Annotated in this window: 22 protein-coding genes; 2 read left to right on the top strand and 20 right to left on the bottom strand. The window is 32.5% G+C overall.

Features of this window, described 5'->3' with window-relative positions; all coding sequences use genetic code 11:
• Positions 1-70: 70 nt before the first annotated feature.
• Positions 71-2,320, top strand: coding sequence for a catalase/peroxidase HPI (gene katG / locus BC962_RS15095; protein WP_121346864.1), 2,250 nt, complete (start codon positions 71-73; stop codon positions 2,318-2,320).
• Positions 2,321-2,556: 236 nt separating this feature from the next.
• Here the strand turns inward: katG and BC962_RS15090 are convergent, their stop codons facing one another.
• The 6 genes from BC962_RS15090 to BC962_RS15065 form a co-directional block, all read right to left on the bottom strand.
• Positions 2,557-3,924, bottom strand: a complete 1,368-nt coding sequence (locus tag BC962_RS15090) for a Kelch repeat-containing protein (protein WP_183075523.1) — start codon at positions 3,922-3,924, stop codon at positions 2,557-2,559.
• A gap of 156 nt (positions 3,925-4,080) precedes the next feature.
• Positions 4,081-4,923 (bottom strand): aldo/keto reductase, encoded by an 843-nt coding sequence (locus tag BC962_RS15085; RefSeq protein WP_121346862.1) that lies wholly within the window; start codon positions 4,921-4,923, stop codon positions 4,081-4,083.
• A 71-nt stretch (positions 4,924-4,994) separates the two neighbouring features.
• Positions 4,995-6,839, bottom strand: coding sequence for a PLP-dependent aminotransferase family protein (locus tag BC962_RS15080; RefSeq protein ID WP_121346861.1), 1,845 nt, complete (start codon positions 6,837-6,839; stop codon positions 4,995-4,997).
• Positions 6,840-6,893: 54 nt separating this feature from the next.
• Positions 6,894-7,277, bottom strand: coding sequence for a DUF3037 domain-containing protein (locus BC962_RS15075; RefSeq protein ID WP_121346860.1), 384 nt, complete (start codon positions 7,275-7,277; stop codon positions 6,894-6,896).
• The gene (locus BC962_RS15070) at positions 7,267-8,046 is read right to left on the bottom strand and encodes a HipA family kinase (RefSeq protein ID WP_121346859.1); all 780 of its coding nucleotides are present in this window, start codon (positions 8,044-8,046) and stop codon (positions 7,267-7,269) included. The genes BC962_RS15075 and BC962_RS15070 overlap by 11 nt, the downstream gene beginning before the upstream one ends.
• A 553-nt stretch (positions 8,047-8,599) precedes the next feature.
• On the bottom strand, positions 8,600-9,598 hold the full coding sequence (locus BC962_RS15065; RefSeq protein ID WP_121346858.1) for a TlpA disulfide reductase family protein: 999 nt from the start codon (positions 9,596-9,598) through the stop codon (positions 8,600-8,602).
• A 265-nt stretch (positions 9,599-9,863) separates the two neighbouring features.
• Here BC962_RS15065 and BC962_RS15060 point away from each other — a divergent pair, with 265 nt between their 5' ends.
• A complete protein-coding gene (locus BC962_RS15060; RefSeq protein ID WP_121346857.1) occupies positions 9,864-10,541 on the top strand; it encodes a class I SAM-dependent methyltransferase in 678 nt (225 codons plus the stop codon).
• A gap of 61 nt (positions 10,542-10,602) precedes the next feature.
• Here BC962_RS15060 and BC962_RS15055 read toward each other — a convergent pair whose 3' ends face one another.
• From BC962_RS15055 to BC962_RS14980, 14 genes are all read right to left on the bottom strand, one after another.
• A complete protein-coding gene (locus BC962_RS15055; RefSeq protein WP_121346856.1) occupies positions 10,603-11,343 on the bottom strand; it encodes a DUF6090 family protein in 741 nt (246 codons plus the stop codon).
• 169 nt (positions 11,344-11,512) lie between these two features.
• Positions 11,513-12,964, bottom strand: coding sequence for an FAD-dependent oxidoreductase (locus tag BC962_RS15050; RefSeq protein WP_121346855.1), 1,452 nt, complete (start codon positions 12,962-12,964; stop codon positions 11,513-11,515).
• Positions 12,965-13,661: 697 nt separating this feature from the next.
• Positions 13,662-14,015, bottom strand: a complete 354-nt coding sequence (locus BC962_RS15045) for a bleomycin resistance protein (protein WP_121346854.1) — start codon at positions 14,013-14,015, stop codon at positions 13,662-13,664.
• Positions 14,016-14,611: 596 nt separating this feature from the next.
• On the bottom strand, positions 14,612-15,166 hold the full coding sequence (locus tag BC962_RS15035) for a hypothetical protein (RefSeq protein ID WP_121346852.1): 555 nt from the start codon (positions 15,164-15,166) through the stop codon (positions 14,612-14,614).
• A 510-nt stretch (positions 15,167-15,676) separates the two neighbouring features.
• Entirely contained in the window at positions 15,677-16,558 is an 882-nt protein-coding gene (locus tag BC962_RS15030; RefSeq protein WP_121346851.1) for a C1 family peptidase, read from the bottom strand.
• Positions 16,559-16,778: 220 nt separating this feature from the next.
• Entirely contained in the window at positions 16,779-17,276 is a 498-nt protein-coding gene (locus tag BC962_RS15025; protein WP_121346850.1) for a lipocalin-like domain-containing protein, read from the bottom strand.
• Between the two features lie 242 nt (positions 17,277-17,518).
• Positions 17,519-18,454, bottom strand: coding sequence for a M64 family metallopeptidase (locus BC962_RS15020; protein WP_121346849.1), 936 nt, complete (start codon positions 18,452-18,454; stop codon positions 17,519-17,521).
• Between the two features lie 408 nt (positions 18,455-18,862).
• A complete protein-coding gene (locus tag BC962_RS15015; protein ID WP_121346848.1) occupies positions 18,863-19,390 on the bottom strand; it encodes a hypothetical protein in 528 nt (175 codons plus the stop codon).
• 229 nt (positions 19,391-19,619) lie between these two features.
• The gene (locus tag BC962_RS15010) at positions 19,620-20,351 is read right to left on the bottom strand and encodes an IS3 family transposase (protein ID WP_262674361.1); all 732 of its coding nucleotides are present in this window, start codon (positions 20,349-20,351) and stop codon (positions 19,620-19,622) included.
• A 329-nt stretch (positions 20,352-20,680) separates the two neighbouring features.
• Positions 20,681-21,433, bottom strand: a complete 753-nt coding sequence (locus tag BC962_RS15005) for a hypothetical protein (RefSeq protein WP_121346846.1) — start codon at positions 21,431-21,433, stop codon at positions 20,681-20,683.
• Complete coding sequence (locus BC962_RS15000) at positions 21,420-22,121, bottom strand: hypothetical protein (RefSeq protein WP_121346845.1); 702 nt, start codon at positions 22,119-22,121, stop codon at positions 21,420-21,422. The genes BC962_RS15005 and BC962_RS15000 overlap by 14 nt, the downstream gene beginning before the upstream one ends.
• A gap of 151 nt (positions 22,122-22,272) precedes the next feature.
• A complete protein-coding gene (locus BC962_RS14995; protein WP_121346844.1) occupies positions 22,273-22,836 on the bottom strand; it encodes an STM3941 family protein in 564 nt (187 codons plus the stop codon).
• Positions 22,837-23,579: 743 nt separating this feature from the next.
• Positions 23,580-23,882 (bottom strand): type II toxin-antitoxin system RelE/ParE family toxin, encoded by a 303-nt coding sequence (locus tag BC962_RS14985; RefSeq protein ID WP_121346842.1) that lies wholly within the window; start codon positions 23,880-23,882, stop codon positions 23,580-23,582.
• Positions 23,866-24,099, bottom strand: a complete 234-nt coding sequence (locus BC962_RS14980; protein ID WP_121346841.1) for a hypothetical protein — start codon at positions 24,097-24,099, stop codon at positions 23,866-23,868. The genes BC962_RS14985 and BC962_RS14980 overlap by 17 nt, the downstream gene beginning before the upstream one ends.
• Positions 24,100-24,670: the final 571 nt, after the last annotated feature.

Genomic DNA, 24,670 nt, shown 5'->3' with positions numbered 1-24,670 from the left:
ATTATAGATAAAAATTATAGAGTTGAATTTTGTAAATTAGAACTTTAGAAACGAATAAATACATATTACAATGGAAAATAATCATTCAGGAAGCAAAGACAACCACAAAGTATGGGAAGTAAATGAATCCAGTAAATGTCCATTTATGGGTGGAGCATTAAAAAATACAGCTGGTGGTGGAACCTCGAATAGAGACTGGTGGCCAAATCAACTCAACTTAGATATTCTTCGTCAGAATTCCTCATTATCCGATCCTATGGGAGAGGATTTTAATTATACGGAGGAATTCAAGAGTTTAGATTTAAATGCCGTTAAACAGGACCTTTATGATCTTATGACGGACTCACAGGAATGGTGGCCTGCAGATTATGGTCATTATGGTCCATTCTTTATTAGAATGGCATGGCATAGTGCAGGAACCTATCGTATTGGTGATGGTCGTGGGGGAGCAGGTGCAGGACAACAGCGTTTCGCGCCACTAAATAGTTGGCCGGATAATGCAAATCTTGATAAGGCAAGACTTTTACTTTGGCCAATTAAAAAAAAATATGGAAAGAAAATATCATGGGCAGATCTAATCGTTCTAGCGGGAAACTGTGCACATGAGTCCATGGGTTTAAAAATGTTCGGATTCGCAGGAGGGAGAAAAGATGTTTGGGAACCAGAAAATGATGTTTACTGGGGAGCCGAAAGTAAATGGCTGGATAATGAGGAACGTTATGCTGGTGGCGAACTTGAAAACCCTTTAGGGGCTGCACATATGGGACTTATATATGTGAATCCGGAAGGGCACAATGGAAACCCCGATCCGGTAGAATCGGCTCAATTCATTCGTGAAACCTTTGGAAGAATGGCAATGAACGATTACGAAACCGTAGCTCTAATAGCCGGAGGACATACTTTCGGAAAAACTCACGGAGCAGCCGATCCTGAAAAATATATTGATGCCGAACCGGCAGCTGCAGGTATAGAATTGCAGGGTTTAGGTTGGAAAAACAGCTTTGGAACAGGGATGGGAGCAGACACAATTACGAGTGGGATTGAAGGAGCATGGACAGATACTCCAACAAAATGGAGTAATACATTTTTTAATAATCTGTTTAAATATGATTGGGAATGTATCAAAGGACCAGGAGGAGCTTATCAATGGCAGCCAAAGAATAACGAAGGAGCAGGAACTGTTCCAGATGCACATGATCCAAATAAGAAACACGCACCTTTCATGTTAACAACAGATCTCTCTCTTAAAATGGATCCTGAATATGAAAAGATCTCAAGACATTTTCATGAAAACCCAGAAGAATTTGCAGACGCTTATTCCCGTGCTTGGTATAAACTGACGCATCGTGATATGGGGCCAATAGAACGTTATCTTGGACCAGAAGTACCGCAGGAAGAATTATTATGGCAAGACCCAATTCCAAAAGTAGATCATGAATTGGTGAATGATAGTGATATTTCAAACTTGAAATCTAAAATTCTAGATTCAGGGCTTACTGTTTCAGAGTTAGTGTCAACAGCATGGGCTTCTGCTTCTACTTTCCGTGGGTCGGACAAACGTGGTGGAGCCAATGGAGGAAGAATACGTTTGGCTCCCCAAAATGGTTGGGAAGTGAACAATCCTAAGCAACTTGGGAAGGTAATCGAAACCTTAGAGGGTATTCAGAATGAATTCAATGAAACTCAAAATGGGAAAAAGATCTCTATAGCAGACCTTATTGTTCTAGCTGGTTGTGCGGGAGTGGAAAAGGCAGCAAAAGATGCTGGTCATGAAATTAGCGTTCCATTTACTCCGGGTCGCGCAGATGCCAGCCAGGAACAAACAGATGTGGAAGCTTTTGAACCTTTGGAACCGAACATGGAAGGATTTAGAAATTACTTCAGAAATCGGGATCATATTTCGGCTTCAGCAGAAGAAATGCTTGTAGACAGAGCTCAATTATTAACGCTTACCGCTCCAGAGATGACGGTACTTGTTGGAGGAATGCGAGCAATTGGAACAAACTATAACGATTCTAAGCTGGGTGCTTTCACAGCTCGTCCAGGGCAATTAACAAACGATTTTTTCAAGAATCTTTTAGATATGAATACTACCTGGAAAGAAAGTTCAAGTTCACAAAATCAATTTGAGGGACGTGATCGGAAGACAGGAGAAGTGAAATGGACAGGAAGCAGAGTAGATCTTATCTTTGGATCTAATTCTGAATTAAGAGCGCTTGCTGAGGTATATGCAACTGATGATGTAGAAGCAAAATTTGTAAAAGATTTTGTGAAAGCTTGGGATAAAGTGATGAACCTTGACAGATATGACTTAAAATAAACTTCTAGGTCGAAGGTTTAGAATTATTAAATTAAAAGGTGGTCTTTAAATAGATCACCTTTTTTGTTTGAGAAAGTAATGGACTGTTTTATAAATACCAATTTAAAGAGTTATTTAAGAATTCTCTCTTCTGAATAGTTATTTCTTAACAGCGTTAAATCCATAATTTTAAATGATTCATTTCTATATATGCAGCATTCTTTACCAGAAAATATAAGTAAGACTTTTGCTCATATTTATAAACTATCAAATGTTCTCTGCTTTTCTATTTTTGTGTTTTTAAAATTTTCAATCGGAATTTTATAAAATCCATTTGAGGGTTTAAGTTTGAATTCAAATTTATTAAATCCTCCTAATATGTAAAGATCACTGCCATAGACCACCATTTTAGGCTCATAAATATCAATATCTATTTTAAACTCTCTTAAAGATCTAGTTAATGTATTGAATGCTAGAATTCTTTTGTTGTCATAAATATATATACGTTCATCTTTTGAAGCAATTGCAGGTCTAGACATAGGATCGAACAATTCTCCGATCCTCTTCCATTTACCATTTCTCAGATTATAAGTTTCAATAGATTTAATTGGTTCCCCTTTGTAACCACCAATAAAATAGAAAACATCATTTACTAGCACTCCTGAAGTTTCTTTAGCCTCTGGCATAGAGCCTAATTCTTTCCAATATCCTGTATTAGAATTGAAAACGTGAACCTTATTTGTATAATGTTTTCTTTTTGTGTTTTCAAATTCTTTAATTGAACCACCCATTAAGAATATTAGAGAGTCGTAAGTAAAACTGGCAAAGTTAATTGCTAAATGTGGGTTAGTTTCGTCAAGTAGTAAAGTATCCCTTTTAACATCATATATTTCAACTTGATTAGGTAAATATTCTTTCCAGTGATTTGTAGAAAGCGTTTTTCCCCCATAGATATAAATTTTATCATTTAGAACTTCGGAATTATGGTAAGCTCTAGGTTTTATTGAGCTTTTAATTTTCCCCCATTTTTTATCGAGGAAATTATAGCTATATATTTCAGAATTGTATTTCGCCCAATCTTTGTTAGGTCTTCTTGCTAAAGCCTTTAAAAAATCATTTAAGGCCATATCAGAATACCTATCCAAAAGCTTTAAGGCTTGTTTTGTTTCCTCAGATTCATTACCTGCAACTAAAAAAAGTTCGCCATCGATAATATTCGCAGAGAAGGCATATAATGCTTTAGGGATATTTTCAAGTTTCTGAAAATTTATTTTATCATTGAGTGTTTTAATGCTCACATCTACTAGATCTAGCCCATCTATTTTTTTCTGAAGTAAAATTAAATTGGATTCCCGCTTAAACTCAGCTATCGTTTTAGTTTCAGTATGATACCCAATGTAACTAAAAATTAAGCTGTCTGTATCATCCTTTACTTTATTCAAATAAAACTCTCCCAAAGAATTTGAGGTGGTTCCGAATCCTGTAGTTTTATTATAAATATTTACATTTTCTATTGGGAATTGAGTTTCGCTATCTAAGATTTTACCTTTTAATATCTGAGCATAGAATGGTGTGGAAATAAAAAACACTCCTAAAACTATAATAATTAAAAGTTTCTTCTTCATATTAAAAATATCCATACTCTAGAGGTTAAAAGTCCATTATAAAAACATTCAAAGTAGAGTAGGGATGCTAGCTTTGTGATTTGGTTGTATGTTAATTATAGTCTAAAATATCACTTTTTAATCTATTATGTTTTTTTGGGTTGCAAACCAATATTCTTAAACCCTATCTGGCCAGTTGTTAGGCAATTCTCCACTAAAACCCATCTCTGGAAGTTTGTTGATTAGATCCATTTCTAATGAATTCAATTCAAAATTAAAAAGATCTATATTCTCTGCAATTCTCTTAGGAGAGGTAGATTTGGGAATTACAATTACATCGTGTTGAATGATCCATCGTAAACAAATTTGTGAAACAGATTTGTTGTGCTTGTTGGCGATTTCTTTTAATACTTCATTTTCGAATACTTTTCCTCTTGCCAAGGGAGACCATGATTCAACTGCAATTTTTTGTTTTTTACAGAATTCAACTAATTCTTGTTGCCAATAACCTGGATGAAATTCTATTTGATTAATTGCTGGAATTACATTGGCAGTTAGAAATAAAGCCTCTAAATGCTCTTGAAAAAAATTACTTACCCCAATAGATTTTATTTTGCCTGCAGCTTGTAATTCTTCCATTGCGCGCCAAGTATCTGCATTGGTTTTTTGCCAGTTATCATAATTTTTAGCATTAGCAGGCCAATGTATTAAGTAAAGATCAAGGTAATCTAGGTTAAGTCTTTTTAAAGATTTTTCGAATTCTATTTTTGTAGATTCATATCCTAAATTCTCACGCCACAATTTCGTAGTTACATAAACATCTTCCCTTAATACCCCGCTTTCTTTGATTCCTTTCCCAATAGCTTCTTCATTACCATATTTCGATGCAGTATCTATTAGAGAATAGCCATTTGAAATAGCAGTTTTAACCGATTCTATTCCTTCTTGTTCTGTAGATTTGTAGGTTCCAAATCCAACTATTGGAATTTTATTTCCATTATTTAAGATTAAGTTTTTCATAATTTTCTATTAACTTCTTAAATCTAATTAAACCAAATAAATTTGGAGACTATTATCACCTCCCAACGAACTTAAATACTTTCAACAAAATCCAAAAAGACTTTTTTATGTAAGTCAAGATCCAGATTAGGAGAAAGTGAGGCGCGAATAATATAATCCTTATCACCTTCTTTTGTTGTTCCTTGAGTAGATGTTGCTGGAATTGTCCAGTAGCATCCATTTAACTGTCCATAACTCACACAATACTTACTTTCATTTGGAATTTCTGTAATCATTAAATTAATTAATTTAAGATTTAAGGCTCTTTTATAGGCTTCTTTTTCCTCTTTTGTAGAACCTTTGGTAGGAAGATCTAATGAAAATACAGATGGAGTAAATCCTTGATCTGCTAGTTCTTCTGAAACAAAATTGATTTTAGCAGCTGGTAAAGTTTCATGGATGAAATTCACAAATTCACGAGTGTTTTTATAAGCATCAATTATCCTTTGATTCATAGAAGGCAATTGTTTGGCTAAGATTTCATATTGCAGAGCTGTTGCCTCGTTATCGCAAAGTTCTAGATGCTTTTCTATTTTTTCCATTAAAGCATCCGTTTTATTATTTCCTACCGCATATCCAGCAGTACATTTTCCACCGCTTGGAAATTTAGATCCGCTAGCATAAGAAATGGCTCTCACTTTTGAAAGTATTTTACCTTCCCCTAGAAAGTGAAAATTCGGGCAAAATGTTTGGTCTAAAATAAAGACTGGGTCTATAGCGATTTCACCAGTTGCAGTTTTACGCTCTTGGCTTAAGACTTCTTTTAATTTTAAAAGGTCTGGAACTTCCACTCTGGGATTGGTGGGGATTTCTGCAATAATGTAAGATACTGCATCTTCTTTAGCGATTTGATCTAAAATAGTATCAATACTTTGCACCATTTCATTATCACCATCTACAAGTAAATCCACCACTTCAACATTATCTAGACAAGCAGCAACACGTCTTGCTTGATCATTAGTTCCTCCATAACAATTTGGAGGTACAATAAATTTAATAGCTTTTCCTTGATGTTTGTCTAGTGCATCATGAATTAATCCCATCATAATGGCATATTGAATAGAAAGTCCACTAGAGGCAACAAGAGGTGTTAAGGTTGTACCAGTGATCTCCTTAATTGAATTTAAAACATTGGCTTTGTTGGTCTCCACATCTTTTTCTTCATTTTTAAAAGAGGATTTATCTGTTATAGCCTTTAAAGCAGTAAGAGAATTAGCTGGCGTCATTGCAATTGTCTCTCTTCTTCTAACATGTTGGATGTCTGAGACGTAATTTTCATTTGCTTCACCATTTATTGCTAAAACGCTTCCAAGAGTTCCATGCAGACTTAGGTAAAAGTCAATATTAGGGTGAAGATTTAAATCTCCAATTTCAGATTGTTGGGAAATATAAATACTACTTCCGTCAAATGCCGGAATCTCTTCAATGTTATTTACTTTCTTTAATTCGAATTTATAAGCATAAACACTTTTCACTATTTCAGCATCAAAGAAACTTGGTAATTCGCCCGTATAGGTAATTTGAGTATTTTTATTCTCCAACAAATTTTTTCTTAGTACAGCTAAAACAGGGATCGTCTTTGATGAAAAACTAATTACATTTTCAGATTTAAGATCATTTAAATTAGCAATTACCCATTCTAACACACTAGATAGCGGATGTCCCAACCGAATATAATCGTATGCTGTGGGTAGTGCATTTAGTGCAGAAGATTTAGAATTATTGTTCTCAAACAACTCTTCAAATTGATCTAAGAATTGAGTTTTAGCTAATTTTTCATCATATATATCTAGCCTATGAGTTGTAAGATTTAACCAACCAGTTGGCATATTTTCTAATACATCTTTAATATAGTTCAGCATTTTATTGTCTTTCATAATTTTCAATTTTCAGAGGTTGTAAATTCAACCTACTTTTTATTAAAATTCTACTTAAAGAACCTGTTTATTAAAGATATCCTCTAATGTTTTTTGAGGATCCTCGCTTAAACCAGGGTGTGTTTTGGAGCTTTGAATGATCGTGCTTCTACACGCAGATAACCATCTAAATCTATCTGATAATTCCATAGCACCTATTTTTCCTCCTGCGGGTGAGCCTTTACAAACAAGTTCCCATGCCTTTAAATAATCTTCAAAAACCTTTAACTCAACATCAGGTGAGAAAGCTGCTAATTTTTCTGGATCTATATAATATTTAATGCCAAGAAATTTCTTTCGTTTACTAAATAAAATAACACCTACGTTAAAGAACTCCTCTCGCTCTACTTTGGGGACGATCCTAATTATAGCGTATTCAAAAGTATATCTATCTTGCATCTCTAGCTTCTTTAATTAAAATATCAATTTTTGAAAGCCTAGTTTTTAAGAACAGGATATAAGCTTCTCTCATTTCATTACTAGTCATAATATCAGACTCACTTAAAAGCCAATCCTCAGGGATACTATAGATTATTTCTTTAATACGATCTTCACCAATGTATTGCAAGATCTCTTTGGATGCCTCTTCTAACTGTGATGCTTTTTGTAAAAGAACATGGTCTTTAATTAGAGGGAAAGTTCTCGTAAGATGGTTTTCCCAAGTTTTCCAATCATGGTGGAAATAAAAACTAGCTCCATTGTCAATTATCCAGAGCTCCTTATTCCAATGCAGTAAATTGGTGTTTTTGGTAGTTCTATCTATGTTGCTAATAATACTATCCAATAAGACTACTTTTGAAGCAGTTAATGGATCTACTTCACTAACTAATGGATCGTAGGTTATGGAACCTGATAAGAAATGTAAGCCAAGATTTAATCCAACACTAAATTTTAATAAATCTTGAATTTCCTCGTCTGGTTCTGTCTTACTAAATGAATCGTCAAGATCCATAAAGACGAGCTCAGGAACATTTAAACCTATAGCGCGTGCTAATTCTCCACCTATGAACTCTGCTATCAAGGCTTTTTTACCCTGGCCTGCACCTCTAAATTTAATAACATAGAGAAAATCATCATCTGCTTTTACAATGGCAGGTAGTGAGCCACCTTCCCGCAAGGCTTGTACATATTGCACCACATTTACCGTGCGAATATCAATTTTATTCATAGGTGCAAAATTACTAAATATTAGTTGGGGCATCTAGGTTTCCATTATCGATATAGGCCGATCTTTCTTAAAATTTAATTAAAGTTTTTTTTGATATTTTCTACACAAAATATAAGCTTGGGATCTAAATTTCTATTTTAAGCTTATTTTTTTAGCTAAGGTCTGTTAATTATAATTGAATTGAAATAATCTAAATCATCACTTTAAGTTTTGATACTAGCTATTTTAAGAAAAGATCGAGTTGGTTTTTTTTCAATAATTTGATCCTAATCAACTAGTATCGTTGGGGAAAGTGTTGATCCATAAAATCTGGTAGAGGGAAATTTTAATTTAGGATTTAATATCAGACAGAATGTATTACACTTAGAATAATTAAAGTGATAATTAGAAATAATAAAAAGACTTACCTGTAAGATTTCCACTTAGTAGGTTCTCTAATCGTTTTATGTCCAAGCCCAAAGAAATATTTGCTAGAATAGTTGCAATTAATAGATCTTACTTAAGTACTTTAATTTTTTAAGATGGTATATCTTATAATTGTATGTATTCGAGACTATTTGGTAAATATTTCATCTAATTTCTTTCTTAGATCATCACCTCTTAATTTGTTTTCAATTAGCTTTCCATCCCTGCCAATTAAAAAACTATCGGGGATAGAAGTAACTCCATATAATTTTGCAGCTTTATTTGGTTTCTGAAGATCACTTACGTGAGTCCATTCTAAATTATCTTGATTAATTGCATTCACCCAATTATCTTTATCTCTATCCAAAGAAACTGCATATATTTCAAAACCTTTAGAATGATATTCATTATAAATTTTCACTAATTCAGGGTTGTCCTTTCTACATGGTAAGCACCAAGCAGCCCAGTATTCAAGAAGTATCACCTTGCCTTTAAGATCTGATAATTTCTTAATTTCTCCATCTGGATTTTCCATAGAAATATCCAAGAAATCTTCACCAATCTCTGGAGCAGTAGAAGTTTTTACATATATCGAGATTTTCTCACCAAAATGAGATATTTTGTTTGTTTCTGGGAAACTTTGAAATAATCTTTTAGTCTCACTTAATCCCCATGTACTTAAATTCCCTGATAGTAAAAACGCACTAATAATACTTTCTGGATGTTGTTCTATAAATTCTTTCTCTTTCTCCTTTAATTCCTTTCGTTTTGTAAAATCGACATTTTCATAAAGTTCTGTGATCAATTTATTGGATTCAGATCCTGTGATCTTAGCCTTGCTAAAAACTGTATTAGTTGCATCTAAGGTCATGGTTTTATCTTCTATCCAGATATCTTTATTAATGGACCTGTCCTTTGTATGAATAATAGCCCAGAATGGATAATTTGGTAATTCTTTATCAAACTGAAATTGGCCATTCTTTACAATGGCAGAATCCAAGGTTTTATTATTTACCAAATCGTGTAAGTATAATGTACTCTGATTTTCTAATTTATCTGTCTTGCCTGTTAAACTAAAGCTTTCCTTTTTTTCTTCTGAACATGAAAAAATTATGAACACTGAAAGGAAAAGTAATTTTTTTATCATAGATACCTGATTTTGTAAAGCCTTTTGAGTTCTTATTAATACAAGTAACGTGAAGTAGGGACGCCTCCCGATAACTATCGGGCTTGTTGGCTTAGTTATTTATAACTAGATGTCTAAAATATCACTTTTCAATGGAATATCTGCAACCTGCCAGAAATTCGTATTTTGAACATTCTTTGAATTGATGTTGTAGGTTTGTTTAAATATGTAGATCTACATACATATTATTTTGAATTAATAGTTTCCGTAGACCGATAGGTTGCTTATGAACAAGAAAGAAAATGAGATAAAAAAAATAAAGAAGCCTTGGCCAACAAAGGCTGCAATGGAGCAGGTCTATGAAATGAATTTATGGGGTGGTAATAATTTTCAGTTTTATTCTGGGGAAGGATCGCATCTTCCGGAGATAGTAAATCCATATATAGATGTGATAACATCTTTTTTAAACTCATTTAAAGCTCCTCTTAATGTATGCGATTTGGGTTGTGGGGATTTTAATGTAGGTAAAGAACTGGTAAAGCATACTAAGAAATATGTCGCGGTAGATATTGTAAAGAAACTGATAGAGCATAACAAGGAAACATTTAAAGAAGAAAATTTAGAATTTCATTGTTTGGATATTGCTACAGATAATTTACCTGTGGGGGATTGTGCTATATTAAGACAAGTGTTACAACATTTATCGAATGCAGAAATACATAGAATAGTAAATAAATTAGCAGATTTTAAATATGTTATTTTAACAGAGCATTTGCCCGATGTAGATTTTACGGCCAATAAAGATATTATTTCAGGACAAGGGAATAGAATTAAAATACAAAGTGGTATTAATTTATTGGAGGCACCATTTAATTTTAAGATAATAGAAGAAAAACAATTATTATCGGTTGCACCAAATAATGGCAAAGGCATTATTGTAACTACTTTATACACGATATTTTGAAAAAAATATAATGATTTCAATCTTGGTGGTTTTAAACTATTTATAAAAACCTCACTTTCGATTATTCTTTTCTTATCTCTTCATCTAGAAGTTCTAATATTTCATGATTTTTTGCTTGCACTTCCATGAGTGCTGGAATCAATTTATTTCTAATAATATTAATTCTGTTTACTGTATTATTTTGATGTTGTGGATCTCTGGCCCAAGCTAGAAAGTCTGATTTATGAGGTTCAGCTATATCTAATAAGGATTCGTCTAATCTTAGGATCGAAGTATATTTTTCGCCCAGTGCTCTATGCTTATTAATCACAATATCTCTATTAACATCCTCAAATTCTTTATAAGTGGCAAAGATGCTTGGGTAGGTAGAAAGTTTCTTTTTTAGAAGTTCGTTTTGAATTATTTCAAATTTGTCTGTATTAATAACAGCTTGCAATGTCCCATTGATTAAATTTAATTTACCATAGTCTGATACATCAAACTTATAAATGGAATCGGTTAAGGCCGGAACATTCGGTCCAAGATGTTTTAAATAGGATTTTAATTCATTCAAATGATATTCATGTACAGCCAGACTTCTATCGATGATCTTTTGATTAGCTAAAAAATCCTCTTTTAAATTTTTAAGAACAATTTGCTCTTTATCTCGTGCTTTACGATCTTCATTAAAGTTGTTTATTTGCAAGGCAATTAAAATTCCAATAACCACAAGTAAAATTTCTCCAACAGCATATAGTAGGTATTTGCTGAACTTATCTTGAGAAAGTAGTTGTTGCCTAATTTTCCTAAAGAATCTTATCATTAGAAATCGCTTTCTATAAATATATGATAATTAATCTATTAGAAATTTTAGTAGATTTATGTGATGGAGAACCTTAATATTTCAAGTTTTCACAGGGTTATTAGTTAGAACTTTCTTGCGCTAAAATTGTTGAGGTATTTTGTATTAGTTGGGTTATGATAGATGGTTTTTACAAATCATTTTTCTTTAGAAACCTTCCTCTTGGCTCATCTCCAACATGGAGTACAACTTCAGAATGCAGGAATTTTGCTGCCTCTGCAGAATCTTTCACTTTTGAAGCGCTGCGTTCTAACATTTCTAATTCAAAATCTTTTAATACAGTTTCCCTAAGACGGGCTTCTCTCCATTGAGATAAGTACTTACAGTTTCTATGAATACTACGAGCAAGAGAAAGTGCATCTAACAGCGCCTGATTTGCTCCCTGTCCTTTAAAAGGGCTCATAGGATGAGCCGCATCTCCTAATAAAGTCACTTGCCCTAGAGTTTGCAACAATTCTGGTGTAAGTAATTCTCTATCATATACGGGATATCCTGAAACCTGTGCTTCCTGAGTTGCTTCTAAGATCTGAGGAATGGGATCATGCCATTTAGTTCTACGAAGTGCTTCTTTCTTAAGTGCTTTAGGTCCTAGAACACTCAAGACCTTAGCTTCTTTTTCTGACATTGGAAAGCTAAGTTGCCACATTATTGATTCGGAAGTATAAGGCATCATGTAGATTCTCTCTGTGCCATTTGCAGTTTGAAATACAGTAGCAGAATCCAATAGAGAACTACTAACACCTTTTAGAGACTCTAATGGGCAAATGCCTAAAATGACAATACATCCAAGATAACGTAAGGGATTTCTATCATCACCAATCAACAATCTACGCACAGAACTACGTATCCCATCGGCTCCAACTACAAGATCTGCTTTGGCACTCCTTATTTCTCCATTCACCTGAAATTCCAACTCAACACCATTAGCTTTACTTTCTCTAAGACCAGTTAATTGATGCCCCCATTGGATTTTATCTTGTCCCCCAAGTTGTTCTAATAAAGCTAAACGTAATGACTGTCGTGCAATATGTATATTTGTGCGTTTTGGAGGCATTTGCGCATCTTTTTGTACCCATTTTCTTATTCCCCATTCTCCAATCACTTCTCCTTCTGTAGTATGCACTACATGTCTTGTTGAAATGACTCCTTCATCTAACACGAAAATACCTAATCCCTCGATCGCTTTACTAGCCTGTTGTAAAGTGAGTCCGTAGCCTTGAGACCTGGAATCAAAATTTTTATCACGCTCATATAGAGTGAAAGGAATACCGCGGTGTAAACAAGCCACAGCAAGTGCCACACCACCTATGCCACCACCAATGATAGCTACATGTGGATAATTTTCTTTATCGACAATGGTATTACTGCTAGAAGAAATTAATCCAGAACCATTACAGTTCAAACATGGATATAGGCTACCCTTAGGGCGAACTGGAGCTATACCCTGATTCTGGTTTTTTTCAAATTCTTCTAATAAATACTGGTATTGGAGTTTTACTTTCTTGCGAAGCCTCCGTCTTTTTTTACCTCTGCCTTGACATTCTTGACAAAGTGTCCAGGTAACCTTTTGATTATCTACCATTTTCACTTCCTGTTTGATCGACTTTATTTTTGACTGCCATGGATATGAAAAATCTGTGGAGGTAGTTTTAAACTAGGTTAGTGATGCTTTGAAAATCAACTTATATTCAGAAACATACAAAGCTGAAACCTTTTTTAGTTTTTTTGTTAAAAGCTAGATCTATTAAGATTCAGCGATTTTGCAAATATAGAAAAATAATGCTGCTAGAGATATTCACAAGATGTTGATAATCTACTTTTAAGCTTGCTCATTTTAGTTTTAAGCTTATTTGATACAGTAATAATCTTAAACTGTTTAAGATATAATCCCTAATAGAATTGACGTCAGATTTTATTGGTAAAAATAGTAGATTTAAAAACTCAACTGTTCTTATGAAAATATAAGATTGCCTTCTGAAGATCTCAATTTCTTCTCTAGAATTCATTTCTATCTTCAACTTTCTATAAACCAAGACACGACTTTATTAACATAGCTAAAATAGATTAGCTATGGTCTGTGGGTACTTAGAAAAATATTAATGGGTGATTTTTATTCAATTTTACCCTGAGATTTATAGTTACTGGAATTGTTGTTTTCAAGAATAAACAAGAGTGTAAATTCTAACTATTTAAAACATATAGAAGTTGCGAAATGTAACAGTTCAATGAAATATTCAGTTGATAGATAATTGTTTTCAAGCAGCTGTTAAATCTATTATTTAGATACTCTGTCCAAATGTTAGCAAATTATTATCTGGATCGAGAAGTGCAAATTCTTTCTGTCCCCAATATTTTAATTCTAATTTTCCGGCGGGGTGTACGGGTATTTTTTTCTCTTGAATTGATTTATAAAGTTGCACGATATTGTCTGTTCTTAAATATACTTGCCCATAATTCTGTTTAGGATCAAGTTCCTTAAATTCAAAAAAGTGTAGCTGAACTTTATCTTTTTGCATCATTAAATATCCATCATAGTCTGCAATACCAAATTCTTCAAATCCTAATTTTAAATAATACTCTTTAGTAATGTGTTTACTACGCATTGGTAATTTCGGACTAATATCTGTAAGCATATGTTCATTTTTATTAAAGATAAGCTGTTTTGATAGATTATCAATTCACTTTTTTAAGATCAATTTGCAAGGTGATTATTGGAGTAATCTGCTATTCTCACCTGGGTTATTTATTAGTGTCTATATATTAATTATTTCACTTAACACTGCGCTAGTTGCTAATACACTGTTTTTGGGTTTCGCTTTTTCTTAAAATATTGCTAGTCTTTTTATAGTCTGATTTAGTAAAAAATAGTTCACTTTTATGCCTTTTTTTTGCGATCCTTTTGTCCATATTGTAACGAGGCGGAGATTATAAATGCCGGTATAACGAAAATGGATACAAGCTCTTTAATTTCAACTAACTCGTAATACCCCACTATTATCGCTGCAAATAATATAATATTGAGTAAAATAAATCCTGTTCTATTAATTTTCATAGTTTGTTCAGTTTTTTGTTTTGAGGCATTTGTTCTTAACACTTCTGGTAAAAGCTAGTAGGGTGGGGCAGTAGCATCTTCATAATTTAATCGGGATTTCGGAATTTTTATTAGTTACAGGGGATCCAAAATATCACTTTTTACAGAATTGTCTACTCCGTAGTATTTTTTACCTTTCTAATTTATGTTTTGAACTTTTTTAAAATCGTTTAAACTTTCAACTAAGAATTGTGCAAATAATTTATAATGCTTTTTGTCTGGAGCGTGAATATAATATGAATATTCAGAGTTATTTTTTACAGTTACTTCCAAATTAATACCGTCAAGGACTACTCGGTTTTTATTCTTTTCAATTTCAGATAAGATATCTTCTTTTGATTGAATAATTGAGTCGCTAATTTTGATAATTGAATCATTTGCTGAATAATCATAACATTCTTTTGTAAAAACTTTTGAATTATTATTTAAGTTCATTAATTCCTTATTATCAGATGCTGTTCGTTTCTTTTTAAGGCGTAATTCTTCAATTCTATTTTTATCAGTTTTACTATATTTTTGGATTCCTGTATATGTTGAAAAATATATCTTAGTATTTTGACTACTTCTATGAATGTCTACGATATATTCAATTGCTGGCATGTTTTCACTCACTTTCACTTTTAACTGATAATTGGTCTGTGAAAAACAACTTATGCCTGTCAACATTATTACTAATAAAGCTATTTTTTTCATATTATAATTTAAGTGAATATTATATCCAATGCTTTTGTTTAAAGCAATGAGCTTGGAGTTATCGGAATTGTCGATTTATTGCTTGTTACCTGGTCTATAAATATAATTTTTTACTGAATTGCCCACAATTTGCGCGCAATAGATATTGCCTAAAGTATATTAATCAGACAATTCTAATTTTAAGGCTAAAAGATTATATTCGTTACTAATTGAACCGATCCAAGTTTCAATCCATTTGCCTTGATTGAATATCCAACTGTAACCAGACTTCAAACTGGAAATCATTCCAATTGCTGGTTCATACGATATATCTGTCAATTCACCACCTTTGCCAAGAGTAATGTATGAATATTCAAATTTATTATCCTCTGTAATTAACCACTAATGTGGAATATGGACACGTCCCGATAGTTATCGCGATTGTCGGTTTAGTTATTTTTTACTTAATCTCTAAAATAGCATGTTTTAATTAATTGCCAGCTATTTGATGATAATCGATGTGGACATTTATTATTTTAAATCATAAGCTATATATGCTTGATTTATTACTTTGAATTCAGCATTCTCATCCAAAACATTTTCAAATGCTTTATAATCAATCCAGATAAACCCATCATTTCCCCAATCACTTCCCCAGGAATTCACAACCTTAAAAGCATTATAAGTGTCTGAATATCCAACAACTAACATGGCATGGCATCTATTTGAGCTATAATCTACTTTATGATCTCTGTACGCAATCACATCAAATTCATCTAATTTCCCAAATTCCGCAGATAAATACGCTCCAATTATTATTGGCGTTTGTTCTGTAATTAAGGTTTTCATTTCTAAAACCATATTGTTACCACTTAAATTCTTATAATCGCTAATTTTAGCATTTTCAGCCAATTTCATAACTGAATCCGCAGGTTGTATAGAACAACTTCCGTCTGAATAAGGAAACTCCTGTATTGAACAAACTCCTTTTTCTTTTATGAAATCAAGAGTTTCCGATATACCTGTTCCTTCACAATTGCCTTGGGTGATTTGGTTATATGTGAAGGAGGGACTCATGATAACAGAGGAAGTATCTTGTAATTCAGTTTTTAAATTTTCTTGAAGCGATTTCATGTAATAACTAACTGCCCAAGAGGTGCATGATCCTTGTTGACCTTGATTTCCAACAGGAGGTAACAAGTTAGATAAATCATAACTTTCAGGTAAACTATCTGAAATAATTAAATCTTCAAGTAAATTATCAGGATTAAAAGAATACTCTCCGCTTCCAGTACAATCCAATCCTGTAAAAAATATTTTGTCATCAATTGGAGAAGGTAATCCTATTGGTTCATCTTGACATGAGGTTGCAAAAAGAATTACGAGCCATAGAAATGTATTTTTCATCTTCATTCTGGTAATTTTTAATCTAATTTGTTTATAACGGTCTCGATTAAGGCAAGTGGCGTGGAGCAGGGACGCTTCCGATAGTTATCGAGCTTTGTCAAATTCGTTTATTTTTAATTGATGTCTAGAATATCACGCTTTAATCAAAAACTGGTTATTTGGGCTTAATAAATGAAAATTAGTATGTGTGTTTAGGAATAATAAATTTATGATTTATAATTCCTGATTAATTAGCTCTTTCATATTCAGTATAGTAATAAGAGGGAAGATTATCTCCATCACACCGGTCATCATCTCCAAAATCATTTCCGCCAATTCGTAAAATATTATTGGTTAACTCAAAGAAAGCTGGAATTTCCGTTTCTCCTTCTATTGTGAGTTTAAGTTGATCGTCACTCAGCATCCAAGTTCCTGTTGCTTGATATATTGTCCTACAGATATCTGTGTGAGCTTCGGTTACAGAAATACGCATTGTACTATCATTAAAAAATATTATTTCACCTCTTTTTTCGCATGGATCTAAATTATAAATATCTTCATTTCCAGTTGAACACACCACAGCCGACTTAATTGGTTTCCAGACTCCGATAATTTCACTTGTAATGAGAATAGGAACAGGCTCTGTGACCGGATCTGGGACTGGCTCTGATTCATCATTGTTGGAACATGCTGAGAATATGAATAGTCCAATAAAAATTGTGTAGATCCATTTAATTATCTTCATATCTATTTTTTGTTTAAAGCGATTCTAAAAAACAAAGAGTAAGTGTAAAATTTGAAAAGGCATCGTTCATAACGGTCTTGATTAAGGCAAGTAGCATAGAGTAGGGATGCATTATTATCCACTTGTTATTATTTAGCTGGTCTCTAATATAGCAAATTTCAATAGACTGTCTGATATTTGTGCTTAAGCAATGTTAAACTGTGGTGGCAATTAGTATACTTTTTGCTTTATAATTAACTTAATTAGTCACATCCAATTGCTTCCACCAGTCTTTGTTTTACTATCGATTTTTGTATGGGAGAATATTCACTTGAATAATAATCATTTCTCATTATAGAATTATTCCATTCTCTCCAATAACCTGTTTGAGAATATCTTGCTCCTTCAAACCAAGTGTTTGGGTTATATGTTAGAACATTTAATTTTGGTGTTATTGGTAGAAACCAAGGTTGTAGTTTTAAAGCACAATTAGATCCGGAATCTTCATACTCATCATCCATGTTTCCAAATGAATGACCGAATTCATGTCTTGTCAGAAATTTAAATATTTCACCACTGTCATTTTTTGAAATTATCATATTGGAAACTTTGGGATTTTCAATCGTATTAAATTCTGTAACCCCTGGAAATTCCGCACTAGCAAAAAATCCTGATGAATTAGCAATAATTATTGTATAAGCATAGTCCCCCGTTGCATAATGTCCATACAAACTTTCAAGTTCATCTCTAGTAGAAGTGTCTAGACCTAATAGACGTTTTAGTCCAATTTTATTACTGAAAACCGACCATGGAGTCTGGGACGTAGTATTTGTTCCTGTTGTTCCATTACAAGTATTGGTGAATTCAATTGTTCTAATTCCTGAAGTTATTGAAGGTGAGTCTACTCTGTAAAAATTTAAGCTATTAATTGATGAAGTAAAAGGTTCCATGTCAAGAATTGCTTGTTTTGCAATATTACACAAGGTTTGAAATTCTGTCATTTCATCTTGTGTAAATCCTTCCGCCAAAAATATAATATTAGCTACACATCCAATGTTTTCTTGTCCAATTATAACTGGGCAAGGAATTATAGAATCTATGCATATGTCTTTAGCTTCTTCTTTTTTATTAGCTAAGTCATCATTTATGCAACTAGAAAAAGCAAAAACAATTAATATAATTAAGTAATATTTCTTCATTTACTAATAGGTTTAAAAATTGCTCTTTGTCTCTGTTTTTCAGATGAGCTTGGACATAACGGTCTTGGTTAAGGCAAAAAGTGTAGAGTAGGGACACGTTCTTTTTGGCTCTGTTGTTTTTTACTTGGTCTCTAAAATAATACTTTTCAATAATATGCCAGATTTTGTTGTTAAACGATGTTTTAAACTGGGGCGACTATCCGAGTGAGCCCATATTTTTAACAGTTTGATCAGATTTTTTGTTTTTAATGCATTTCGATTTTAACGATCTATATCGAGTTTGTGTATGGTTAGTTGGATGTTTCAGCAACTAATTTAGGTTACAAAAACGAATTCGAGAAGATTACAATGGAATTTTTCAAATACGCAAAGACTAAAGAAATTAGTTAAACACAGTATTATGCTTGTTTAAAATCTATATTGGAAGATTATATTTCCAGAATATGTATTTACTAAAGAATTCAAATTCATATTTGGGTTTATGCCAATTCCGAAATGCTTGCCTGTGTAAAAAATCAGTTTTACTCTAAATGGAAAGCCGATAGTTGATTCCTTATTTGTAGTAAAATTAGTTGAGCCATTTTTAACGCTATAATTAAAATACCCTACTCCTAAGTGCCCTTCTAACTTTATCCAATTATTCAATTCTATTTGTCTTCCATAAGTTAAATTTATTTCAGTATAATTTTCCTCCGCATCAAATAAGTTCAATTCAGAGCCACCATTCAAATAGAACGAGAAAATATTTTCATTCAGTTTAGTCGATAAATCCAAACTTATACTTAGTCCACCATCAGAAGTTTCAGATGATGAACCGATTAAGCCAATACCAATACTCGTTGAATTTAAAGTTAACTTGCTCTCTTGTGCAAGAGTGAAATTAGAATTCAAATAAATTAAAATTACGATTACAATATTTGATTTTATTTTGTTCATGATTTTCAGTGTTTTAATTGGATTTAACTCCTAATAAAAGTCCTGTACTACTTTTAAAAAAAATCAATATTTAATGACTCATTCAATTTTTACTTATCTCATACTTGAGTAAAAGTCAGAATAATAAGTCTATATACCTATTTTAATTTTATCAGATCCGATGTAAATTCGGCTCTAAAGTGTATTATACTGAAATAGGTTGACCATTTTTGATTCAATTTTCGACAGTTTAAATGGTCAATAGTTGTAAATTTTGTTTGATTTTTTTATAGGAATGATAGTCTACATTTCTATTCAAATGAACAAAGTTAGGGGTGTTCAATTTGAGACTAAAATGCGGTCTCTTGTTGTTGTAAATTTCAACAGCTCGTTTGACCATCTTCTTCGCTAAGTTAGTATTTTTTATAGTTCGTTTTAAATCATATTCATATTTGAGCGTCCTGTTGATTCTTCTCTCAGCTACGGCGTTTTCAAATGGATCGTACTTCTCTGTCATGCTCTTGAGTATTCCGTGTTTCTCAGCAAAGCTGGTGTATCGCGGGTTGCAATACTGAATTCCACGATCTGAATGATGGATGAGTTTTTGATTCTTGTATTTTCTATTTTTAATAGCTATTCGAAGCGCATCGATGCAAAGTGACGTCTTCATATGGCTTGCTAATTTATAACCCATAATTTGTTTAGAATAGGCGACTGTGACCAATGCCAAGTAACTGTGTCCGTTCTGTGTTTTGATATAGGTGATATCGCTCACCCAAAGTTGTTCAGGCCTGCTGGGAACTTTGTCTTTTACGAGGTTTTTGTATTTAAAGAATCGATGTTTTGAATCGGTTGTGATATGAAACCGCTTTAATTTAGGAACGAGCAGGTTATTCATTCGCATTACTCGATAGAATTTATCCCTTCCTATTTTAATACCGAGTCTGTCCATATCAGCCTTTAATTCCTGATAGAGTTTAATTCCACCGGTAAATTGATTTCGTCTAACACCAAACGTCCACGATTTTTACAAGAGCTATATTAGGGACGCGGTCTTGTCGGCTTTAAACTTGGGTTGTTGGTGAAGTTAAATGTTTTCTATTAAATGTTATTCGCTATTTTGATAACTGTATTTAGTTTAAGTTATTGAAACCGAATGTTAATAAAAATCATTAATCACAACGGTCTTGGTTAAGGCAAGTAGTGGGAATAGGGTCGCAAACTTGTCGGCTTAGTTGATTTTTACTTGAGATCTAAAATACACTTTTTCGACAAAGCCCGCTATTTGCACTTAACCGATGTTGTAGGCAGTTATTGTTCTATAGTTTTTGATTCTATCAGTTGGATCAATTTGTTAAGAGATGACTTTATATTATCAGAATGACTTTTATTAATCATCAATTCAGCCTTCCTTTTCATGCTGTTATAATCAGCATCTGGATAAAGTTCAATCATTTGAGTAAAGTATTGATCAATTCCACTTGCTAAGTCATTTTCACCTTCTTCTGTAAATGCATCTTCTTCATTTATCAAATCTAAATAGATTAGATAATTATTAATCATTGTTTTAACATTGGAATCAATATTACTCTGTACAATAACTGAATTGGGATCGTCAGCCATATTGCGAATTTGATCGTTTCCTAATTTAAAATATTTTAATTGTAATTCTAATCCGAAATGCCAAACAGCTAGCAATTCTTTATCATATAGATATTGATCCTTTCTATCTTTTGCTACATAAATACGGGTCATGGATTGCCAATGTTTAAAAAACTCAGTTGCCACATCGTTTCGGTGTTCTATACCAAGTTCATTATCATTTAGAACAATGTTGAAATTTTGCTCATCTGTCAGTTTTTCTACAACTAGTCTTTTTTCAGGGTCTGCAAAAGTGGGCAGTTTTTCATCTTCTTTATAACCATATCTTAATTCTAAAACTGCGGTATCATAATCATTTGTATCCCAAAATCTTTTATCTAAAGGAAATTCATGTTCTGTTGTATTGCAATTTGTAAGTGTTATGCATGCGAGTGCCAATAAAATAAATCTAATCTTTGTCATTAATTATAATTTGTGGGTTTTTAAAATCGGTAAGTAAATTTAATAAACTATCAACATCTTTCTCATATCTCTTTTGTTCACTTAAAACATAGCTATGAAATGTATTATAATCATATTCCTCCTGAAAAACTTGTTCATTCTTTTTCACTTCTATTAAAATTTCTTCAATTTTATCTTTAGAATAAGAGTTGAGTTTTGAAATTTTTTCTTTTGCTTTTCGAGTGTATAATTCAGTGATTTTAATATGATATTTTTCATGACTTAATAACTCCTTACTGTTTGTATTTTGATTGTAAACGAATGAACGAGAAGGATGAAATAAGGATCTTATAGTTATGCTATTTTCACTTATATCACTGTCGATTGTCGTTACAACATAAGCAAACCTTTTATTACCATACAATGACTTTTTAAAAAGCTCAAGACCCCTAAAGTTTTCAAATGTAATTTTTTTGTAATTATCAAAAGTGATAGGCTTTTCATAATTTAAGTAGTTGGTATGGCTTACGACAGCAAATGATATTAAAATTGGGATCAGAATCAATAAACTAAATTTCGTGAACTTTATAAATTTCTTTAGAGGTATTCGATTTCCTCCCTTACTTTCCTTTATTGCGAGAATTAGTTGGTAAAATACAGGTGAAAAATATATCAACAATATTAAAGATGCTATGAAAGTTTCATTCATTCCTAAAATTTTCCTTAATAATTGCCTACAACGGTCTTGGTTAAGGCAAGTAGCGTGGAGTAGGGACGCGTTCTTGTCGGCTTTGTTGTTTTTAACTTGGTATCTAAAATACACTTTTTCGACTAAGCCCGCTATTTGCGCTTAACCGATGTTACCTTGCGTTTTTATTCCGTTTAAATTCATTTCGTATCAATTTCTCAAGTTCTCCAAAATCATATTTCAGAGTGTTTGATGTAATCGAAAGTGGTGTTTGGTAAATACTCATATTTGCTTTCATAAGTTTAGCTTGTACTCCGTTTTTAGCTTTTCCGATATATTTTTCAGGGTTTAAGATATCGATTAACAAGAATTTGGTCGACATTACTTGCATTACTCTTATATCGGAAATGTCATTCCATTCAATTAGTCCAATACTTGATGCGTTGGAGTTGTCAGTTATTCCGTTTGAGTCGATAATAAGTCCAACTTTTTTGTAGAATAGTTTTTTAACCCCATAAATTACTGCTGCTCCGAAAAACAAAATTCCAATAATTCCAAATAGCATGATAGATTCTGGGTTGAGATAGAAAAATCTTCCATTTATAGGATTAAAAAAATGTCTTGCATTTCCAGGCTCAATTATCATCCAAATTCCTCCAGTTATAAAAACAATTGCAGACACGAGAAGTATAATGATTTTCTTTTTACTTAAAGGAATTTTAATTCTGTTATTCAATTCTACTGTTTTTGAGTGAGTTCAAATGCAAGGTAACGGTCTTGGTTAAGGCAAGTAGCGTGGAGTAGGGACGCGTTCTTGTCGGTTTTGTTGTTTTTTACTTAATGTCTAAAATAGCACTTTTCACCAGAATGCCCGCTATTTGCACTTAACCGATGTTGCCATTTCGTTGTTTTTTTAGTTCAAATTTTCAATCAAATTCCCATTTTTAAATTCAGCTTATCATTGAGTTCGTTCAGCGCGTTATTCCGCAAACTTTTTCAATTCCGATTGAGTAAGCAATTCCGCAACTTGCTGAATAATGATTTAGTGAGATTCCACGTTTTTAATTCAGATTTCGATTGCGCAAACTTGCTAATATTCCTTTGTTATTTTATTCAGATTTATATTCTTTATTTTTCTTGATTTTATATTCCGTACTAAAAATTAATATTAATGACGCTATAATTATGAGCGATGAAATAATCAAATCCCAATATTCTTTTGGTTCCGAAATATTTGAAAATTCAACAGTTAGGATACTCCAAATACAAGAGGCTATTATAAATATTGAAGCTAAATTTCTTTTTATCATTTTTCTAGAGTTTGAGTGAGTACAATGAATGGCAACGGTCTTGGTTAAGGCAAGTAGCGTGGAGTAGGGACGCAAACTTGTCGGCTTAGTTGTTTTTTACTTGGTGTCTAATATACACTTTTTCGACTAAGCCCGCTATTTGCGCTTAACCGATGTTATGCTGCGGTTTTTAGATCTTAATTTTATCTGGATCTTGTCGGTTGGAAAATAGAGATAGTATTTCAACAGTGTCATTTTTAGTCCGATAAAAGAGATTATTATATCGTGCGACAACTGCTCTTCTTACTCCTTTTTTCTTTTTTGAAACTTGGAAAAGTTCAGGATTTTTTGAGATAAGTTCAATTGTATGATCTAGTTCTTCTGAAAAGTTTGACAGTTCCCTTTCTGTCCAATTTTCCTCTAAATATTCAAGTGTGTCTTTTAATTCTGAAATAGCATGGTCAGTCCACAAAATTTTATAGCCACTTTTCATAAATCTTTTTTACATCAGAGTGAGAATTCAAGTTTCCAGCGTCAGCATCCTTGATTCCTTTTTCTAAAGATTTTTTCTCAGAAACAGATATTTCATTCCACCAATCAGATTTTTCTCGTTCTCGAAGTTTAATTATTTTTTCAATAATTGACATATCATTCAGAGTAGATAACCACTGAATTAATTCTATTTTTTTATTTTGAATATTTACGTCCATAATTCAAATTTACAAATTTGTCTTCAAATATGATTCTTTGTTCGGGTTTTTTAACTGCTGCATAACGGTCTTGTTTAACGCAAGTGGCGTGGAGTAGGGACGCGTTCTTGTCGGCTTTGTTGTTTATTACTTGGTGTCTAAAATAACACTTTTCACCAGAATGCCCGCTATTTGCTGTTAAACGATGTTGCCTATAGTGGTTTTTGCGTTCTGGTTATCCGATAGATATTTTATTCCGTTTTGATTCTTAATTTATATAGGGTTCAGAATATCCATTTATCAGATCAAAATTCAAGTCGGCGTTTTATATTAGAAGTATTGAATTTTGACATTTTTCACGCCCGAGTATGAGTCCGTGAACTGATTTTAAGAGCATTCAATTTTTACATTTATCATTCTTGAGTAAAAGTCAGAATAATTACTTTAAATGCCTTTTCACGTTTGAGTAAGAGTCCGCCAACTAATTTTTAAAGATCTCCAATTTTTACATTTTTCGTCTTTTAAATTTTATCCCATTTCTTACTTTTTGTTTTAAGTTTTGATCTTTTTAGATTTTTTTATTCATTTTCGC

Origin of the sequence: Gillisia mitskevichiae, from assembly GCF_003634585.1 — a bacterium.
GTDB classification, from domain to species: Bacteria; Bacteroidota; Bacteroidia; order Flavobacteriales; family Flavobacteriaceae; genus Gillisia; species Gillisia mitskevichiae.
This window is presented reverse-complemented; position numbering and strand designations above follow the sequence as displayed.

Excerpts from the sequence above, each read along its gene's own strand:
- katG (WP_121346864.1), top strand. The coding sequence starts at position 71 with ATGGAAAATAATCATTCAGGAAGCAAAGACAACCACAAAGTATGGGAA.
- BC962_RS15090 (WP_183075523.1), bottom strand. The coding sequence starts at position 3,924 with ATGAAGAAGAAACTTTTAATTATTATAGTTTTAGGAGTGTTTTTTATT.
- BC962_RS15085 (WP_121346862.1), bottom strand. The coding sequence starts at position 4,923 with ATGAAAAACTTAATCTTAAATAATGGAAATAAAATTCCAATAGTTGGA.
- BC962_RS15080 (WP_121346861.1), bottom strand. The coding sequence starts at position 6,839 with ATGAAAGACAATAAAATGCTGAACTATATTAAAGATGTATTAGAAAAT.
- BC962_RS15075 (WP_121346860.1), bottom strand. The coding sequence starts at position 7,277 with ATGCAAGATAGATATACTTTTGAATACGCTATAATTAGGATCGTCCCC.
- BC962_RS15070 (WP_121346859.1), bottom strand. The coding sequence starts at position 8,046 with ATGAATAAAATTGATATTCGCACGGTAAATGTGGTGCAATATGTACAA.
- BC962_RS15065 (WP_121346858.1), bottom strand. The coding sequence starts at position 9,598 with ATGATAAAAAAATTACTTTTCCTTTCAGTGTTCATAATTTTTTCATGT.
- BC962_RS15060 (WP_121346857.1), top strand. The coding sequence starts at position 9,864 with ATGAACAAGAAAGAAAATGAGATAAAAAAAATAAAGAAGCCTTGGCCA.
- BC962_RS15055 (WP_121346856.1), bottom strand. The coding sequence starts at position 11,343 with ATGATAAGATTCTTTAGGAAAATTAGGCAACAACTACTTTCTCAAGAT.
- BC962_RS15050 (WP_121346855.1), bottom strand. The coding sequence starts at position 12,964 with ATGGTAGATAATCAAAAGGTTACCTGGACACTTTGTCAAGAATGTCAA.
- BC962_RS15045 (WP_121346854.1), bottom strand. The coding sequence starts at position 14,015 with ATGCTTACAGATATTAGTCCGAAATTACCAATGCGTAGTAAACACATT.
- BC962_RS15035 (WP_121346852.1), bottom strand. The coding sequence starts at position 15,166 with ATGAAAAAAATAGCTTTATTAGTAATAATGTTGACAGGCATAAGTTGT.
- BC962_RS15030 (WP_121346851.1), bottom strand. The coding sequence starts at position 16,558 with ATGAAGATGAAAAATACATTTCTATGGCTCGTAATTCTTTTTGCAACC.
- BC962_RS15025 (WP_121346850.1), bottom strand. The coding sequence starts at position 17,276 with ATGAAGATAATTAAATGGATCTACACAATTTTTATTGGACTATTCATA.
- BC962_RS15020 (WP_121346849.1), bottom strand. The coding sequence starts at position 18,454 with ATGAAGAAATATTACTTAATTATATTAATTGTTTTTGCTTTTTCTAGT.
- BC962_RS15015 (WP_121346848.1), bottom strand. The coding sequence starts at position 19,390 with ATGAACAAAATAAAATCAAATATTGTAATCGTAATTTTAATTTATTTG.
- BC962_RS15005 (WP_121346846.1), bottom strand. The coding sequence starts at position 21,433 with ATGACAAAGATTAGATTTATTTTATTGGCACTCGCATGCATAACACTT.
- BC962_RS15000 (WP_121346845.1), bottom strand. The coding sequence starts at position 22,121 with ATGAATGAAACTTTCATAGCATCTTTAATATTGTTGATATATTTTTCA.
- BC962_RS14985 (WP_121346842.1), bottom strand. The coding sequence starts at position 23,882 with ATGAAAAGTGGCTATAAAATTTTGTGGACTGACCATGCTATTTCAGAA.
- BC962_RS14980 (WP_121346841.1), bottom strand. The coding sequence starts at position 24,099 with ATGGACGTAAATATTCAAAATAAAAAAATAGAATTAATTCAGTGGTTA.